At 41.6% G+C, this 17,198-nt stretch carries 16 protein-coding genes; 7 read left to right on the top strand and 9 right to left on the bottom strand.

The features are described 5' to 3' along the window. Positions 1-157: 157 nt before the first annotated feature. The 3 genes from ACFEL9_RS24540 to prfB all read right to left on the bottom strand — a co-directional run bounded on the left by ACFEL9_RS24540 (position 158) and on the right by prfB (position 3,811). Positions 158-664, bottom strand: a complete 507-nt coding sequence (locus tag ACFEL9_RS24540; protein ID WP_385895599.1) for a hypothetical protein — start codon at positions 662-664, stop codon at positions 158-160. Positions 665-944: 280 nt separating this feature from the next. Continuing rightward, positions 945-2,576: an L-glutamate gamma-semialdehyde dehydrogenase gene (gene pruA, locus ACFEL9_RS24535; RefSeq protein WP_385895597.1), complete on the bottom strand. Its 1,632-nt coding sequence runs from the start codon at positions 2,574-2,576 to the stop codon at positions 945-947. A gap of 139 nt (positions 2,577-2,715) precedes the next feature. Continuing rightward, positions 2,716-3,811 (bottom strand): peptide chain release factor 2 gene (gene prfB, locus ACFEL9_RS24530; protein WP_385895594.1). Its coding sequence is split into 2 segments (ribosomal slippage): positions 2,716-3,750 and positions 3,752-3,811, totalling 1,095 coding nucleotides; the frame shifts between segments, so codons are not numbered across the junction. A 110-nt stretch (positions 3,812-3,921) separates the two neighbouring features. On the opposite strand from prfB, the gene ACFEL9_RS24525 reads away from it, so the two are divergent. Beyond that, entirely contained in the window at positions 3,922-5,124 is a 1,203-nt protein-coding gene (locus ACFEL9_RS24525) for a DUF2252 domain-containing protein (RefSeq protein ID WP_385895592.1), read from the top strand. A 23-nt stretch (positions 5,125-5,147) separates the two neighbouring features. Here ACFEL9_RS24525 and ACFEL9_RS24520 read toward each other — a convergent pair whose 3' ends face one another. Together ACFEL9_RS24520 and ACFEL9_RS24515 are read right to left on the bottom strand one after the other, a co-directional pair. Beyond that, positions 5,148-6,059, bottom strand: coding sequence for a lysophospholipid acyltransferase family protein (locus ACFEL9_RS24520; protein ID WP_385895589.1), 912 nt, complete (start codon positions 6,057-6,059; stop codon positions 5,148-5,150). 108 nt (positions 6,060-6,167) lie between these two features. Further along, entirely contained in the window at positions 6,168-7,262 is a 1,095-nt protein-coding gene (locus tag ACFEL9_RS24515) for an amidohydrolase family protein (protein ID WP_385895587.1), read from the bottom strand. A gap of 193 nt (positions 7,263-7,455) precedes the next feature. Between ACFEL9_RS24515 and ACFEL9_RS24510 the strand changes: the two genes are divergently transcribed. From ACFEL9_RS24510 to ACFEL9_RS24490, 5 genes are all read left to right on the top strand, one after another. Next, positions 7,456-8,049: a Crp/Fnr family transcriptional regulator gene (locus ACFEL9_RS24510; protein WP_385895584.1), complete on the top strand. Its 594-nt coding sequence runs from the start codon at positions 7,456-7,458 to the stop codon at positions 8,047-8,049. A gap of 77 nt (positions 8,050-8,126) precedes the next feature. Further along, positions 8,127-8,480, top strand: a complete 354-nt coding sequence (locus ACFEL9_RS24505; protein WP_385895582.1) for a DUF4260 domain-containing protein — start codon at positions 8,127-8,129, stop codon at positions 8,478-8,480. A gap of 81 nt (positions 8,481-8,561) precedes the next feature. Then, the gene (locus tag ACFEL9_RS24500; protein ID WP_385895580.1) at positions 8,562-9,407 is read left to right on the top strand and encodes a dienelactone hydrolase family protein; all 846 of its coding nucleotides are present in this window, start codon (positions 8,562-8,564) and stop codon (positions 9,405-9,407) included. Positions 9,408-9,495: 88 nt separating this feature from the next. Then, positions 9,496-10,056, top strand: coding sequence for a LemA family protein (locus tag ACFEL9_RS24495; protein WP_385895578.1), 561 nt, complete (start codon positions 9,496-9,498; stop codon positions 10,054-10,056). Positions 10,057-10,090: 34 nt separating this feature from the next. Continuing rightward, positions 10,091-11,023: a M48 family metallopeptidase gene (locus ACFEL9_RS24490; RefSeq protein WP_385895576.1), complete on the top strand. Its 933-nt coding sequence runs from the start codon at positions 10,091-10,093 to the stop codon at positions 11,021-11,023. Positions 11,024-11,077: 54 nt separating this feature from the next. Here ACFEL9_RS24490 and ACFEL9_RS24485 read toward each other — a convergent pair whose 3' ends face one another. Continuing rightward, complete coding sequence (locus tag ACFEL9_RS24485) at positions 11,078-12,277, bottom strand: T9SS type A sorting domain-containing protein (RefSeq protein WP_385895573.1); 1,200 nt, start codon at positions 12,275-12,277, stop codon at positions 11,078-11,080. A 353-nt stretch (positions 12,278-12,630) separates the two neighbouring features. Between ACFEL9_RS24485 and ACFEL9_RS24480 the strand changes: the two genes are divergently transcribed. Next, the gene (locus tag ACFEL9_RS24480) at positions 12,631-13,428 is read left to right on the top strand and encodes a glutaminyl-peptide cyclotransferase (protein ID WP_385895572.1); all 798 of its coding nucleotides are present in this window, start codon (positions 12,631-12,633) and stop codon (positions 13,426-13,428) included. Positions 13,429-13,504: 76 nt separating this feature from the next. On the opposite strand, the gene ACFEL9_RS24475 is transcribed toward ACFEL9_RS24480, so the two are convergent. The 3 genes from ACFEL9_RS24475 to ACFEL9_RS24465 form a co-directional block, all read right to left on the bottom strand. Beyond that, complete coding sequence (locus ACFEL9_RS24475; protein WP_385895571.1) at positions 13,505-14,425, bottom strand: class I SAM-dependent methyltransferase; 921 nt, start codon at positions 14,423-14,425, stop codon at positions 13,505-13,507. Between the two features lie 316 nt (positions 14,426-14,741). Further along, positions 14,742-15,386, bottom strand: coding sequence for a hypothetical protein (locus tag ACFEL9_RS24470; protein ID WP_385895568.1), 645 nt, complete (start codon positions 15,384-15,386; stop codon positions 14,742-14,744). A gap of 2 nt (positions 15,387-15,388) precedes the next feature. Then, positions 15,389-17,140, bottom strand: coding sequence for a TonB-dependent receptor (locus ACFEL9_RS24465; RefSeq protein ID WP_385895566.1), 1,752 nt, complete (start codon positions 17,138-17,140; stop codon positions 15,389-15,391). Positions 17,141-17,198 lie beyond the last annotated feature (58 nt).

The following is a 17,198-nucleotide window of genomic DNA, read 5'->3' as shown; positions in this document are numbered from 1 at the left end:
ACCCACCTTATAAGTTTTTAAAAATCATGCCAAATAGCTATAAAATACAGCATTGTGTTTTACAGTTATCTGGTCACCGAAAATTTTCCGGTTACTCGTGCAAAAACAAAAAAGACCGGAGTTCCGGTCTTTTTAAAAAAATCATATCAATTTTAGCTTATTTGCTACCAAGCGAGAAGTTATATCCAACATGAATACCAACGAGAGCAGTTGACGATCCATCTTTGTGACCGCTCTGATAACGGGCTCCGAAGTCAACATTGCTTACAACATAGCCAAATCCAACCGCCCAGGTAAAAGCGCCTTCAGAACTGCTTCCCAGGCCGGTGATTTTGCTTCCGTAAATACCATAACCAATTTGAGGCTCGGCATAAAAGCCACTGAAATTATGACGGTAACCTGCTAATAAGGGAACAATATGATAGTTACCATCAAATCCCCCTTTAAATTTGTAAGTAGTGTACCCGGTTGTAAAAGTTATCTGGCCCGCTTCACCAATACCAAAAAGACCTTTGGCATAACCCCCAAATCCAGTTTTAATTCCATCACCTAAATCGCCTGTAGGTATACCAACATCTGCACCTACACCAATTTGGTTATTTCCTTGTTGAGCAAAAACCGCCGATGAAGCCATAATGCAAATCGCTAAGAAAATCTTTTTCATAATTTGTTTTTTTAAAATTGATTTAATGGTTAATAAAATCGGGCGCAAACATAAATCAACTGACTTAAATTAATAATGACTTTACATGAAAAGCATCCAAATTGCGTAAAACCACTCATTTTATTATCGTTGAAGTACAGCTTACTGAATGTATGATCAATTTCTTACATTAATGATCTCACAAGTTAACGCGTGATAATAGTGAAGAATGAAGTGATGTAGCTTATATAAAAAAAGCCTGCAAAATCTTGCAAGCTTCTTTATGAATATTATGCTGATTCTATTCTTCTCCCATAAACGGGTAATGATAATCGACAGGAGGATTAAATGTTTCCTTTATTGTTCTGGCACTTAACCAACGGTATAAATTTAAAATGCTTCCAGCCTTATCATTGGTGCCGCTGGCCCTGGCTCCCCCAAATGGTTGTTGCCCTACTACAGCGCCGGTAGGCTTATCGTTGATATAAAAATTACCAGCAGCATTGCGAAGTTTTACAGTTGCCAACTCTACAGCCGCCCTGTCCCGGGCAATAATGGACCCTGTTAATGCATAGGGAGACGTTGTATCTACCAACTCTAATGTCTTGTCAAAACTATTGGCAGGATAAATATAAACCGTCAACACGGGACCAAAGATCTCTTCACACATGGTTACATATTTCGGATCCTTTGCTTCTATAACAGTGGGCTGCACAAAATAGCCTTCCTTTTTATCACATTTACCACCTACCCATATTTCCGCTTTTTTATCCTTCTTAGCATTATCGATATAAGTTTTGATCTTGTCAAAGCTTTTTTCATCAATCACGGCATTGATAAAATTGGAAAAATTTTCCACCGATCCCATTTTAAAACTCTTTACGCCTGCAATGAGTTTCTTTTTTACTTCTTCAGCAATATTACTTGGAATATAAGCTCTTGATGCAGCAGAACATTTTTGTCCCTGGAACTCGAATGCACCACGCAACAAAGCTGTAGCTACTACATCAGGATCGGCGCTTTTATGTGCTACTACAAAATCTTTACCGCCTGTTTCGCCAACAATACGGGGATAAGATCTGTACATAGCCATATTCTTTCCAATGGTTTCCCACATATTATTGAACACACCGGTTGAACCAGTGAAATGCACACCGGCAAAATCCTTATGATTAAAACATACTTTGCCTAAGGTGGGACCATCGACATAAATTAAATTAATAACACCGTCGGGCAAACCGGCTTCTTTCAGAATCCGCATCGTCATTTGCGCCGAGTATACTTGTGTGTTAGCCGGTTTCCATATAACCACGTTTCCACACATGGCTGCTGATGTAGGAAGGTTGCCACCAATTGCTGTAAAGTTGAATGGCGTTACAGCCAATACAAATCCTTCCAACGGACGATACTCCATCCGGTTGTGCATGCCCGGGCTGCTGATCGGTTGCTGTTTATATATTTCACTCAAGAAATGAACATTGAAGCGCAAAAAGTCAATCAGCTCACAAGCCGAATCAATCTCGGCCTGGAATGCGTTTTTACTTTGACCAAGCATCGTCGTACCGTTCATATATGGCCGGTATTTGGTAGCCATAAGATCGGCTGCTTTTAAAAAAATACCAGCCCGGTTTTCCCAACTCATGCCTGCCCAATTTTCTTTTGCTGCAAGGGCAGCTTCAATCGCCTGTTCGATATGTTTTTCTTCACCGGTATGAAAATAACCGAGGGTATGTCTTAGTTCATGCGGCGGATGAAGAGCTATTTTTTTATTTGTTCTTACTTCTTTGCTTCCAATATACATGGGCACATCAGTCTCTTCATTCTTCAACTCCTTCAATACTTCTTTCAATCTTTTTCGTTCCGGAGATCCCGGTGCATATGTGAGTACCGGTTCGTTTGCCGGCATTGGATATGAAAATGTTCCTATACTCATGTTTAAAACCCTCCAAATCCCGGCACGTCGGGACTTATTGCGTGATTAAATGTGATTGTATTTTTAGTAATAAGTTTCAGGCTCAGTGAAAATTTCATTGTTTTTAATATTCAAACATTCAGAGTCTTCGTAGGGGGATTTAGGGGGTTGTATTTTCCTTCTCACTCATCAAATATGCTTTGATAAAACCATCCAGTTCACCATCCATTACCGGTTGTACATTTCCTACTTCATACTCCGTGCGATGATCCTTGATCATTTTATAAGGATGAAAAACATAACTGCGTATCTGGCTGCCCCACTCTATTTTTTTCTTATTCGCATTCGTAGCATCCCTCAATTCATTTCTCTTTCTCAACTCCTCTTCATACAAACGGCTTTTCAACATCGTCATCGCCTTTTCACGGTTGCCTAGCTGGGACCGCTCCGTTTGACATACAACCACGATACCCGTTGGAATATGCGTTAGCATCACTTTTGTTTCCACCTTGTTTACGTTCTGACCACCTGCGCCGCCACTGCGTGCCGTTTCCATTTTCACGTCGGCATCTTTGATTTCGATATTGATGGTATCATCGACAAGAGGATATACAAACACTGAACAAAAAGAGGTATGCCTTCTTGCATTGCTATCAAAAGGCGAAATGCGTACCAACCGGTGAACGCCACTTTCCGCTTTTAAGAAGCCATAGGCGAATTCACCATCAAACTGTAAGGTGGCTGTTTTGATACCAGCGCCGTCGCCCCAAACCCAATCCAATTCCGTTACTTTCCAACCTTGTTTTTCACCATACATGCGGTACATGCGGGCCAGCATTTCGGCCCAGTCCTGGCTTTCGGTACCGCCGGCACCAGAGTTGATTTGTAAAACCGCCGGTAATTCATCCTCGGGTTCATTCAATGTGGCCTTGAATTCTGCATCATCCAGCATATCCAATGCTTTTTGATAGGCTTCTTTCGTCTCCTCTTCCGTAGCATCACCCGCTTTCCAAAACTCAAAAAGCACAGCAAAGTCCTCGACAGCCGTTTCCGTTGTCTCATACAGTTTTACCCAGTATTCGTTGACCTTGGTATTTTTTAAGATTTCTGTTGCCCGCTTATTATCATCCCAAAACCCGGGGCTTAGCGAAAGCTGCTTGTCTTCTTCAATTTTATATCGTCGGTTCTCGACGTCAAAGAAACCTCCTTATCCCGGCAATGCGGGACCGCATATCCTGTAATTTTTCTTGTGTCATAGTGCGCAAAGGTAAGAGAAAGAAAGGAAGTTTAGTCCCGCTCTTTCACTGAGGTTTTCATCATTACTTTTGTAACCCTGTTTGTTATTGAAGCAAACATTTTTGTTCTTATGGCAACCGTAACCGAACGAATAAAAGAATTCAATCAATCACTGCTGAAAGAATCCGTGCAGGTTAAATATGCAAGGCTTGCAGAAAATGAATTCAGATTCTTTCGCGGCACCTGCCATTTGTTCTATGAAGATCTTTTTAACAATAGCAATAATTTTCCCGCTTCGCCTGCAACCTGGATCTGCGGTGATCTGCACCTGGAAAATTTTGGCAGTTTTAAAGGCAATAACCGGTTGGTGTATTTTGACCTCAATGATTTTGGCGAAGCAATACTGGCTCCTGCATTATGGGAAATTGCCCGCTTGATCACCAGCATTTTTGTTGCGTTCGATTCGTTGCACATTACTACAACTGAAGCAGAAAAACTGGCCACTTTATTTTTGGATACCTACTCACATACCCTGAGGAAAGGGAAAGCCTTGTATATAGAACCCCAGGTAGCGAAAGGTGTAGTCCGGGAATTTCTAACCCATGTTGCCGAAAGAAAAACAAAAGAACTGCTACGTGACAGAATAACGGGTGGAAAATACAAACCAAGACTTTTAATCGATAACGATCGCCACTATGCTTTAGATGAAAAGTTGAAACAAGAGTTGTACACCCATATCGGGGAATGGAGTGCCAACAATAAAAAATTAAAGCAATATCACTGCATTGATATTGCTTTCCGTATTGCAGGAACGGGAAGTATAGGTATTAATCGTTATTGCTTTTTATTGCAGCATTCAGAAAAATCAAACAACTTTCTCCTGCTTGATATGAAAGAAGTAAGCGCATCAAGCCTCTTACCCTATATAGCCATACCTCAACCCAAATGGTCAAGTGAATCGGAACGCATATGCACGATAGAAGAATATATGCAGAATAATTCGCCGGCACTGCTAGGTTCTGCCCGTTTTAGAGATAGGGATTATGTTATAAGAGAATTACAACCCAGTTCTGATAAAATAGATTTTAAGTTGATAAGAGATAACTCAAAAGACCTGGGCCGGGTCATTAATGATATGGCCATTCTTACTGCTTCTGCGCAACTGAGAAGTGCCGGTCGAAAAGGCGCAGCTATCCCTGATGATCTTATCGCATTTGGGTATACCGCCGATTGGCATACGAAGCTGCTCGATTATAGCAGGACCTATAGTCAAACAATAAAGAATTACTATCGCCAATATATGGACAGTTATTCGGCTGGAATCTTTAACTAAACCCACCCGAAAACCCATATTTATCAATCTGCACCGGACGCCATAGGCGGAACATCATCTACCCACATATTCTCATAATCGGGTTTCCACTGATGTTTCCAGCGTTTGTGACTCCATAGATAAAGTTCAGGCTGAAGACGAATATTTTCTTCCAGGTGCCGCACATACCGCCTGATCAATTCTCCATCGGGCAATAGCTTTAACTCATCAGCTAACAAAAAATAGTCAAAATGATAATGCCCTCTTTTTTTCCGGGTAGTGGTCATCATCACGACCGGTATATTTTGCCCGCGGGCAAATTTTTCAGGCCCTTTTACAAAAGCCGCTGGCCGGTTTAAAAAATTTAGCCAATACGCATTATCCGGGAATGCGGGACGCTGGTCAGCACCAAGAGCAATCAGGTATTGTTTTTTTCGCCATGGGATAATAGCACGGGCCATGTCAGAACTTGCTAACAAAGGATTACCCCACCGACCCCTGATGTAAAGAATAAGCCTGTTCATCACTTTATTACTCTGCGGCAGGTATACGGTAAGAAAAGTATAAGGCTGGTTGATGCCTGCATGCAGGGTCATTAATTCCCAATTAAAAAAATGTCCCAGGTTTGCCTGTACTGATCTGCCTGATTGATGTAATTGGTAAAATATTTCAAAATTGCCGGTTATCCTTTTATTTAACGATCTCCTGCTGATTGAAAGCAGTTTTACCGTTTCTGCCCAGTGGTCAACAAAACTGCGATAAAATTTTTTGGCGATTACTTTTCGTTCCGCTTCAGTTTTGTCCGGGAATGCCTGCGACAAATTATCCATTACCACTTCTTTTCGGTAACCAACAACATAATAGAAAATGAAAGCGGTAAGATCGGAAAACAAATACAACACCCTCATCGGAAACAAAGAGAGAGCATACAACAAGCCGAAAACAATGTAATACATCACTTCAAAAATTCAGGGCGCAAGGTACATATTGTCATTTTATCCTATTCCTTATTCCCTTGAGAATAACCCTGAATTATTATTTTTCATTTAGTTTATTAAAACCCGTTAGTCCGGGAACAACGTTTTGTCAATATTCGGAATGATGCGCAAGGCATTTTTATAATAAATTTTTTTCAAAATCGTATCCGGCAAGCCCATCCCGTACATGGCCCAGAATGCATGGTATTTTTTATGATAAGGGAAGTATTCATCTTCCGTTTCCAGCACACGGAAATAAGTAGCATACTCGTCGGGCACCCAACTGTCTTTACCGAATAATATCCTGTCCTGGTATTTAGTGAAGAATTGGCTGGCAGTTTTTGGCTGTCGGCCTAATTCAGCAATTACGGCACCAAACTCCACTACCACGTTGGGCATTTCATCCAGTAACTGTCCCAACTTTTTTAAATCATTGGGGTACCAGCCAAAATGGGCGGCGATAAATGTGGTCTTTGGATGACTTTTAAATAAACGGTGTTGCTCCGCAATCAATGTGTCCCATGGAGCCGGATGTGCATCGTCTTTTTTACGATTTGGATGAGTGGCCAATTCCAGCCAGCGTTCATTATTCTCATCCATGGGCTCCCAGAATGATTTTGGATCAGCCGTGTGGATCAATACGGGAATCTTTAATTCTCCGGCCTTTTCCCAAACAGGATCAAGTCTTTGATCATCTACTGCTACCCGTTTGCCACTAATATCCGTGACAGAAAATCCAAGATTCTTGTAGATCTTCAGGCCATTAGCACCGTTCTTCACATCTGTCTCCAATTGCCTGGCAGCCTTTTCGCCCCACCCCTGTTCACCTACATTTTTAAAATCAACGTTTGCAAAAACAATAAATCGTTTGGGATAGTGATCTTTTATATTGGCTATTGATTTTTTGATCTGATCTCCACTTTGACCGCTCAGGTTCACCATTATCTTCATATTCAATTTATTCATTTCTGTAATCAGGCTGCTTAAATCCATATCAGGCATGCTGAATTGATGATTATGTACATCAATAAAAGGATATTTTGCTTTAGTCACTTTATGCTCAGGCACTACCAACGTAGACGGCGGATTGTATTTTTCAAAATCCATTTTGCCACTCATCTGCGCACGGGAGTGAATAAATAAAAAGGCGGCGCCAATAAAGAAGAAATATTTTTTTATCATTCTATTTTCTTAATAAGCATACAAGATAATGAAATGAGGAAAAAACTGTTTGCCGGTTATACAATTTTTACTTTATTGCCCATCCCCAAAACAGCAACGGCTCATAAACCGCAGTGACAACTGGAAAATCATTCATGAATAAAACACCAGGCGTTTTATCTTCTATCACTAACTTGGGTCTTAACTTCAGTATATGATCTCATTGGAAAAAGCGTCGATGCTGCGAAGTTACATTCAACGATTTGTCCTGTTAAGTGATGATGAATGGAATCTGCTTACACCTCATTTGCAGGAAAAAAAACTCAAAAAAGGCCAGGCATTTATTGCAGAAGGTAAACGTGAAAAAAATATTGCCTTTGTGATCCGGGGAAACTTAAGACAGTATTACACCCGGAATGGTGAAGAGAAAACGACCTATTTCTATTTTGAAAATCATTTGATGAGTTCCTATATGAGTTGTCTTACCGGACAGCCTTCCAAGTTGACGATTGAAGCACTGATTGATTGTGACCTGTTGGTTTTTAGTTATGAAACACTTTTATCGCTTTACAAACAAAGCCGGCAATGGGAACGTTTTGGCAGGCTGTTGGCGGAGTATTTGGCTATCGGACTGGAAGAAAGAATGGTCGGCTTGCTGATGCTCGGCCCGGAAGAAAGGTACCAGCAGCTGATAGAAAGTAATAAACAAAAAATCCTGGAACGCATTCCTCAACATTATATCGCCAATTACCTGGGCATCACTCCTGTTAGCCTTAGTCGTATCCGAAACAGGATACAGAAAAAATAGCCCCTTCAATTTTATTATCTTTTGTTAATGCGATGGGCCCTTCACCTGCAACATCTTTGTGCTGTAAAACACAAATCGTGAAAAAAATATTGCAACTGGAGGAGCTGGCCCAAATGGCACTTGGCATCATTGTCCTTGATTTATTACCCGTTGAGTTTAGCTGGTGGGCATGGCTATTACTTTTTCTTTCACCCGATATTTCATTTGCAGCTTACTTCGTCAATACACGGGTGGGAGCTTTTGCCTATAATATTTTTCACCACAAAGGAATAGCCTTAACAATCGCTATTGCCGGATTTTTATTGAAACAAGATATTATGTTGCTTGCCGGTGCACTTTTATTTGCCCACTCCTCTTTCGACCGTTTATTGGGATATGGTCTTAAGTATAAAGATGATTTTAAACATACCCATCTTGGCTGGATGAAATAATCAAAGCACAAATTATCGTGGTCAACAAGTTTTTTCGGAACTTTAATGATCTCAAGTTTATTGTCAACCAAATTTGTAACCATGCGAACAAAACATCTTTTCAACCTGGCGATACTTATTCTTGCAATCTCTTTTTCATCCTGTAACAACGAAAGTTCACCAAAAGAAAAAGAAATGAAAGACTCAGTTACTACAAAAACACCAAGCCTCAAAGAGGATAATGTTACTTATACAGGCGATAACACAACCATGAATGGCTACGTGGTGTATGATGAAAACAAGGAAGGAGCAAGACCAGCCGTTCTTGTTATTCATGAATGGTGGGGGCTAAATGATTATGCTAAGAGCCGCGCCAAACAATTGGCCGAATTGGGCTATATTGCTATGGCGGTAGATATGTATGGCAATGGTAAAACGGCGGACAACCCGGATTCTGCAGGAAAATATGCAACACCATTTTATAAAGACCCGCAAATGACCAAAGCAAGGTTTGACGCAGCATTGGAAAAACTAAAAACCTATCCTCAAACCGATGTTACCAAAATTGCGGCTATTGGTTACTGCTTCGGAGGTGCGCAGGTACTGAACCTGGCCAGGATGGGCGAAGACCTGAAAGGCGTGGTAAGTTTTCATGGCAACCTCCTGGGTGTACCATTGGATAAATCAAAATTAAAAGCAGAGGTATTGGTTTGCCATGGCGCCGCTGATCCTTTTGTACCGCAAAAGGAAGTGGATATGTTTAAAAAACAAATGGACTCTGTCGGGGCCAAATACACCTTTAAAGCATATGAAGGTGCAGTACATGCTTTCACCAACCCCAATGCTACCGCCATGGGTGAAAAATTTAAAATACCTATTAAGTATGATGCTGCTGCCGACTCTGCATCATGGAATGACATGAAAGCGTTTTTTATCCGAATATTTTAGCGAAATGGAAGCTTAGGCTTGCCGCCGGGAACTTCAAACAGTTCCCGGTTTTTTATTTAATTTCATGATCCACTAAACCTCCCTACCAATGGCAGTAATTATTATCATCGCCATCCTTGTATTGATCTCTATTTGGTTGACCAGTCTTTACAATGGATTGGTGAAACTTCGCAACCGGCGACAAAATGCGTTTGCTGACATTGATGTTCAGCTGCGTCAACGCCACGACCTTGTACCACAACTGGTGGAAACCGTTAAAGGCTATGCGACCCACGAAAAAGAATTGTTGATGCGGATTACGGAAGCCCGGTCGGCTGCGATGGCCGCTCATACAATTGATGATAAGATCAAAGCGGAACAGCAACTGGGTGCGGCTTTGCAGGGATTAAGAGTCCAGGTAGAAGCCTATCCTGATCTGAAGGCCAATCAAAATTTTCTTCAACTACAGGGAGAGCTAAGCGATATTGAAAACAAACTGGCCGCCTCGCGGCGTTTCTTCAATGGCGCCACTACTGAATACAATAACGCCGTGGAATCTTTTCCCAGCAACATGATCGCCAGGAATTTTGGTTTCCTTCGTGAAATTTTCTTTGATCTTGGTACAGATACCCGCAAACAAATGGAAGAACCACCAACAATTCAATTCTAAAAGCCCCTGGTCCGCCAGTTGGCGGAGAATATAAATGCAATACATTGGATTATTTAGCCAGATCAGAAAAAACAACCTCAACTCTGTTTTACTGCTTATCGCATTCCCGGTTTTACTACTGGCAATGTGTTATGCGATCTTATTTTTTACCAATGAGCATGACACGGATCAGGCCAATCAATATTTTATACGGATTATTCCCTTTGTTTTGATTGGAGTGGGAATATGGTTCCTGATTGCGTGGGCCGGGCATAGCGCTTTTATCAGGATGGCGACGGGATCGAAATCGCTGGAGCGGAAAGAAAATAAACGTGTTTACAACCTGCTCGAGAATATCTGTATCTCGCAGGGCATGAAAATGCCCAAGCTTAATATCATTGCAGACGATTCGTTAAATGCATTTGCCAGCGGCATTAATAGTAACTCTTATGCTATTTCTTTATCAACAGGTATCATTAATAAATTGTCGGATGAAGAACTGGAAGGTGTTTTGGCACACGAGCTATCGCATATCCGCAATCGTGATGTCAGGCTGCTGATCATTTCCATCATCTTTGTCGGCATTTTTTCATTTGTGGCCGAAATGGCTTTCAGAAGTCTCCGGTTTGCTGGTCGCAAAAGTGACAAAAATGGAAAAGGAAGCGGGGCTATCATTCTTATTGTCATCGCCATTACTGCTGTTGCTTATTTGATCTCTGTTTTGCTCCGCTTTGGCATAAGCCGCAAGCGGGAGTACCTGGCAGATGCCGGCGCCGCGGAAATCACCAAAAAACCTTACGCGTTGGCATCGGCCTTACGAAAAATCTCTGCCGATCCCATGATTGAGGCGGTAGAAAGTCGCGATGTAGCGCAGTTATTTATTGATAACCCCACACCATCGGTTCATAAATCAGCATCCTGGGATAATTTATTCGCCACCCATCCACCGATTGAAAAAAGAATTGCTTTGCTGGAACAGTTTGTATAAATAAAAAGGGTCGTTTTGCAACGACCCCGGATCAACATGAAGTTGATGGTTGTTCTACAATTTTATGAACTTTTGTTTGATCGTCTCCCCGTCTTCTTTTTTGGCCAAAAGGAAATAAATACCGGGAGTAAGTTTAGCAATATCAATCTTAACTAATTTAGTATTAGCAGTTGCCTGGGTCACCGGTTGGCCCTGTAAATTAATTACTCTTACAACCTGCCCCATCCATCTAATGTCGTAGGAAAGGTCAAGAATAATTTCACTGGTAGCAGGATTGGGATATATTTTCGCCTGCAAGGTGGTTGGCACTTCTTCAAATGGTTCCGGTGCGGCGTATAGGGCAGGTAATAAACCAATTGATGAAAGAATGCCATTTCTTGCACCATCGGTTTCAAATAAAGTTCTCATTCTTTCCTTCTGCCCTTCGGTAAATAGATTGATGCATCCATCCTGGGTCAGGTCCATAAAGTTCATATACATATCACCGTGCGGGCCACTGCTGCAGGAAGGTCGTATGCCCGAAGGACAACCTGGTGTAAAATTGCCTTGCTTCGGCGTATCGTTTACCCAGTCATCACCACAATAGCTGTCACCCCAAATATGTCTTAAGCCCAGCCAGTGACCAATTTCATGCACGGCTGTTTTGCCCTGTTCATAACCGGCTCTCGAGCTTCTTCCAAAAACATTTCTTGCAATCACTACACCATCTTTATCTGCTGGTCCGCCGGGAAAGCTGGAATACCCGGCAATACTGGCCAGGTTGCAAACCCAGATATTCAGGTAGCTTTTGGTGTCCCATGCATCGGCGCCACCTTTTGCGGATTGCTTCATTTGATCATCGGCACTCCACTTTGTTACCGCGGTATATTTTCTTACGATGCCGGTAGTAACCCTCCGTTGGGGATCAGAAGTGGCCAGTTGAAATTCTATACCACAATCCGCGGCAATTGTTTTAAACCATTCAGGAGTATTAGTTGTATCGGCGGCCCGGCGGCGAAAATTGTCGTTTAAGATTTTTATTTGCTCCAGCACTAGTTCATCGGTAACATTTTCTGAAGCTTTATTGTAGAGAACATGTACTACTACGGGAATTTTAATGACGCTGCCAACATGAGGCCTCCCCGCTAACCCGGATGCTTTATTTAATTGGCGCTGAATAAAACTTTCGATTCGTTCTACAGTATATTTAACGGAAGGATTTGCTTTGGCTTCGCTTTCGAGATAGTCAAAAGACGAACATTCCCTTTGTGCCATTAATTGGCCGGTACTGATTAGTAGCAAAAATGCCAGTAGGTAGATCCGCATAGCTCAATAAGTCGGGTAATCGGTAATACATGGCAATAACAATTGACCATGAGCCTTCACGTGGCATTGGAAAAATAAAAGCTAAGGATTCAGAATTATGCGGTGTTCGGGGGATAATGAATTCAGAGGGTCACGAAGTATTCGCTTGTTGAAATCAAATATAAAACATTTTATGAATTAGCAATCAATTTTTTAGATAGTAATTTTACGAGTCTTGAAAAATAGTCCGCCAACGTTTAACAAATCCAAAAGCAGTCATCCCTTATTTTTGCCTGCTGCCATCAAACTCAATGAAATAATAAATGAAATCTATTCTTTTTGCCCTTACGATTCTTTTACTTGCGGCCTGCGGCAATACTGACGCCAATAACGACTCTACTGTAAATACTCCTGCAGCAGCTCCACCAAAAGCAATTGGCTACGCTATCGTAAAAACATACCCCCATGATACATCTTCCTTTACCCAGGGTTTGCAATTGTATGCAGGGAATTTGTATGAAGGAACCGGCGAAAAAGGACATTCTCATTTAATGAAGGTAGATCTCAACACCGGCAAAATTCAACAGCAAATTTCTTTGGATAGTAAATATTTTGGCGAAGGCATCACTATCCTGCGTGACACGATCTATCAACTTACCTGGCAGGAAAAAGTGGTGTTTGTTTACATGTTGAAGGATTTTAAGAAGATAAAAGAGTTTCCGCTGGATACAGAAGGTTGGGGCATTACCACAAACGGAGAAGAGCTGATTGTGAGTGACGGCAGCAGCAATCTTTATTATTATAATCCGTCTACTTTTCAATTGTTGAGAACACAATCTGTCACCGAAGGTGGCAGTCTTTCCTACAACCTGAATGAACTGGAGTATATTGACGGTTATATTTATGCTAACCAATGGCAGGCGCCTTATATCTTAAAAATAGATCCGGGCAGCGGCGCCATCGTTGGTAAAATTGATCTGACCGATGTATGGACCCGGGTGAAGGCAAAAGACCCGGTGGCTGATGTGCCCAACGGTATAGCCTATGACAGCGCTACCAAAAAAATCTATATCACTGGTAAAAAATGGCCGGAGCTATACGAGATAGAGTTAAGTAAGTAGCTAATAGAAGTGAGAAGGCAAATGTGAAAAGTGAAAATAAATTTGCGTATTACAATCTTATGCTTCTTCCGGTTTTTTATTTTTTTCCAATCACATATATTACGGAACTGCATTTTTTCTTATCCAATAACGCCGAAAAATTGGATTGCAGGCCATTGAAAAAAGCGGCGATCCAATTTGTTTTTCCCTGCCTGTCCGGCAGGCGGGCATTCTTGTAACGGCTGCTCAACAGGGAAATGTAGAAGCTGTCATACCACATAGGCTTATAGGCCAGGATACCCAGCCCATGTCGTTCCATGAGTTTCTCTATCGAACGGGGAGAAAAATGATACAAATGCCTCGGCACGTCATAAGCAGCCCAATATTGCTGGTAAAATGTTGCATCGCCGGACGTGTAGTTTGGTACAGCAATAAAAATTCTTCCAGTGTCTTTCAATACGGCCTTCAATTGCTGAACATATTTTGAAAGTTCGTGTACATGTTCCAATACATGCCAAAGAGTGATCGCATCAAAATGATCAGCGGGAAGCTGATAAAATTGATTTGCTTCTGCAAGCTCAAGAGAATAGGTATCATGAGCCACTTTCCGTGCATCTGCATCCGGTTCGATGCCCGTAGCCATCCAGCCGTGTTGCTTCATTTCATGAATGAAGGAGCCAACGCCACTACCCACATCAAGTAGGTTGTCCCTGTTCAAGCCCGTAGTTCTCTCTATCAATTTTCTTTTCTGAACAATTGTTTTTCTTCTTACAAAATGATAAATCCTATTGATGAATCCCTTCGTAGTATTCGTATGGGAAATATAGCTTTCTGCTTTGTAATAAGGCGCTATGTGATTACTGTCCGGCGCATCCTGTGTAAAACGAAGCGAACAATCAGCACATTCATAAATAGCAAACATCTCACCCGTTACAGTATGGTCTTTTACCTGCAATACAGGATGGATAGCTGCAGAATTACAAACAGGACAAAATTGATAATGTATTCTTCCGGTCATTGAAAATAACTGTTAAAACAGGCAGCAAAGTAAATTGAAATGCGTCATAAAAAATATTCATTTTTATACCGGCTGATAGTGAATATTTTTCCGGTGAAGACCTGCCTGTCGATAGGGAAGATTCAACCCGAGTTAGAAGTTGTTTAAATTTTTCCGATTAGAACTTGCCTGTCGGCAGGCAGGCGCAGATATGGTAAGATAATGATGGTTTTCGCTGATTTCATCTTAATAAATCATAATAATCAGCGTTCTACTTTTACATTTTTAGACACAATCTTAGACAATAAACTATGGGGAAAAACAAACCAGTCAAAAATTAAGGAGCTGTTTTATACGTTGCCGACTCCTCGTTGGGAGTAACCTTTTTTTGATTACCGGTTGAAGAAGTATCTACCCCATTGGAAGAAAGATACAAAGCGATAAAAATGAAAGCCAGTAAGCCAACAATCAATGCTATTCCCCACCAGTAGGTTTTTCTGGCTGTTGACGGAGCCAGTAGCTCTATCATTTCGGAAGAAGTTTTTTCCTGCTCCCCTACCAGCATTGTATGCTCAACGTTATCCCTGATCACTTTTACAGCGGGAACAGGCGTTCCCGTTTTCATATCTTTTAACGATGGGTCAAAGCGGATTTCACCGGCCATTCCTTTACTAAGCGTACCCACGCCTTCCCAGTGAAATTTCCCATCACTCATCACCCTATTCTTAACATCGAAGGCAAAATCATTAAACCGGCGTATTGCATCTGTTTCAGAGACATTAAGTACAGCGGCCAGCCAGCTGAAAACATTCCCTGATGGAGCAGTATTGCCGTGATGCAAAGCAACAGTATAGGCCGGGGGATTCACCATCTTGTTGACAAAATCAATATCAGCCGGTTTTCTTTCCAATAAGAAAGTACCCACACCGGGAATATTCAGCTTTTTGTGTAAAACAAGATATTGATACAATTCTCCGCCCATTACTAATTCTTTTGATCGAACGAAAAGATGATGCCACCAACGAAATTAAATCCGTAGACCGGGTATTGGTTCCATCGTTGGTATTCCTTATTAAATATATTATTAAACTGTGTCCAAAGGCTAATATTTTTTTGAATCTTGAATTCAAGTCCTGCGTTTAAATCCACCGCTCCTTTTAATTTACCGTCTGAGCCATCCCTACGAAGGTAACGGGGACCATTCCAGGCAAACAGATCACCTTTTAACCACAGATCTTTTATCACCTGCAGGCGAAGTGCAGTATTTAATTCGAGAGGTAGTAAACCCCATGCCTTTCGCTGCTCCTGCAAACCGGTATATTGGTTGAAACTAAGACTGGTGATGACTGAAAATTTTTCCTCCACCGTATAGCCCAACTCGCCGCCCAGGTTCAACACATTTACCCGTTTTGCATTCACAACCTGGAATGACTTACCATCGCCTGCTGCTGATGTATCGTTGACGAATAAAGGCTGATTATTTAATTTATTGAAAGCTACCTTGGCACTATAAGTGAAATGATCGCCTACTGCACCTTTAAATCCTGCATAGCGTTCTTCGATCCATGTGTTCAACAATGAAGTGGGCGCCCAAAGCCAGGGATTCTGTGAGGCGAGGTATTGAAACGTTGTCTTCCGGATATAACCTGTCCATCCGGCCTGGAACGTAAAGCGCTGATCATAGGTTCCGATTTCGGCCAGGATGTTGGGAAACATTTTGAAAGTTGAATTATCCCATGAGGGACGTATACCTGCCTGCAATCTTAAGGAAGGGCTTTTATACAAAACAGCCGGAGAAATATACCATGTTGTATTATTCACTGCTGATTTGTCTTTTGGTGAAAGACGGGTAAGATCGAATGTTAAACCGAGATTAACCGTAAAGTCTTTTCCGATGTTTTTCTCCAGCGGAAGATTAACTACTGTATTGCTTTCATTATTCTTTAAATGATCGCCAAAGATGTCAATTTTTATTTCCGGTGAGTAGTTTAAACCAAACTCGGTGCTGTTGATATTACGCAAGCCAACCCTTGCAGAAATCGTTTGAAACCGCTGGCGAATAGAATCGTTCACGAACGACAGCGACTCAGGCTGGTAACCATATTTATAAGTTCTTTCCTGCTTCATCCCAAGACTTCCGGTCCATTCCAGGTTTTTTGCTGTCTTATAAAAAGCACTCAATCTCACCTGCGTATTCGTAAAATCCTGGTATTCTCTTTTCCCCTGTGAAGAAACATGTTTTGCATAAATATTGGCGCCGGCTGTGTTGCCATCACCAAACGAAAACCCGGCTTGTATATACGGTGTTCTCAAGCTTCCAAAACCGGCCTTGATATAATTCGCATTACCAAACTTACCCGCTGAATCAATTTGCATAGCCAGGGGTTTCAACGACCCGGGTTGGTATCCAAATAAAAGATTGGGATTAGGAATATCGTATTGCAAGCGGGGTTTGGTGGTATCTGCTGTCGGCGGTGTCGCATTAAAAATAAATTTACCGGTTTCTTTCAACTCAGGTTTGAAAGTAGAGGTGATATCGACAGATTTAGGCTTTGTAGTATCTTTTTGCGACCAGGAAGTGCCTATCGAAAACACACCTGCGAATAAGAAGACTATTTTGACGGTTTGTTCTTTCATCAACCTTAGACTGGCCCCCTCCCGACCTCCCCCAAAAGGGGAAGCCACCATCACACAGACCCGGACAATCAAAGACTCCCTGTTATTTTGAATATCCATTTTTCAATTTGTTTGTTATCAGCGTTCTTATTTTATTTCATCATTTATTTCATCAGCT

Source organism: Terrimonas alba (assembly GCF_042434975.1).
In the GTDB taxonomy this organism is placed as follows: Bacteria; Bacteroidota; Bacteroidia; order Chitinophagales; family Chitinophagaceae; genus Terrimonas_B; species Terrimonas_B alba.
This window is presented reverse-complemented; position numbering and strand designations above follow the sequence as displayed.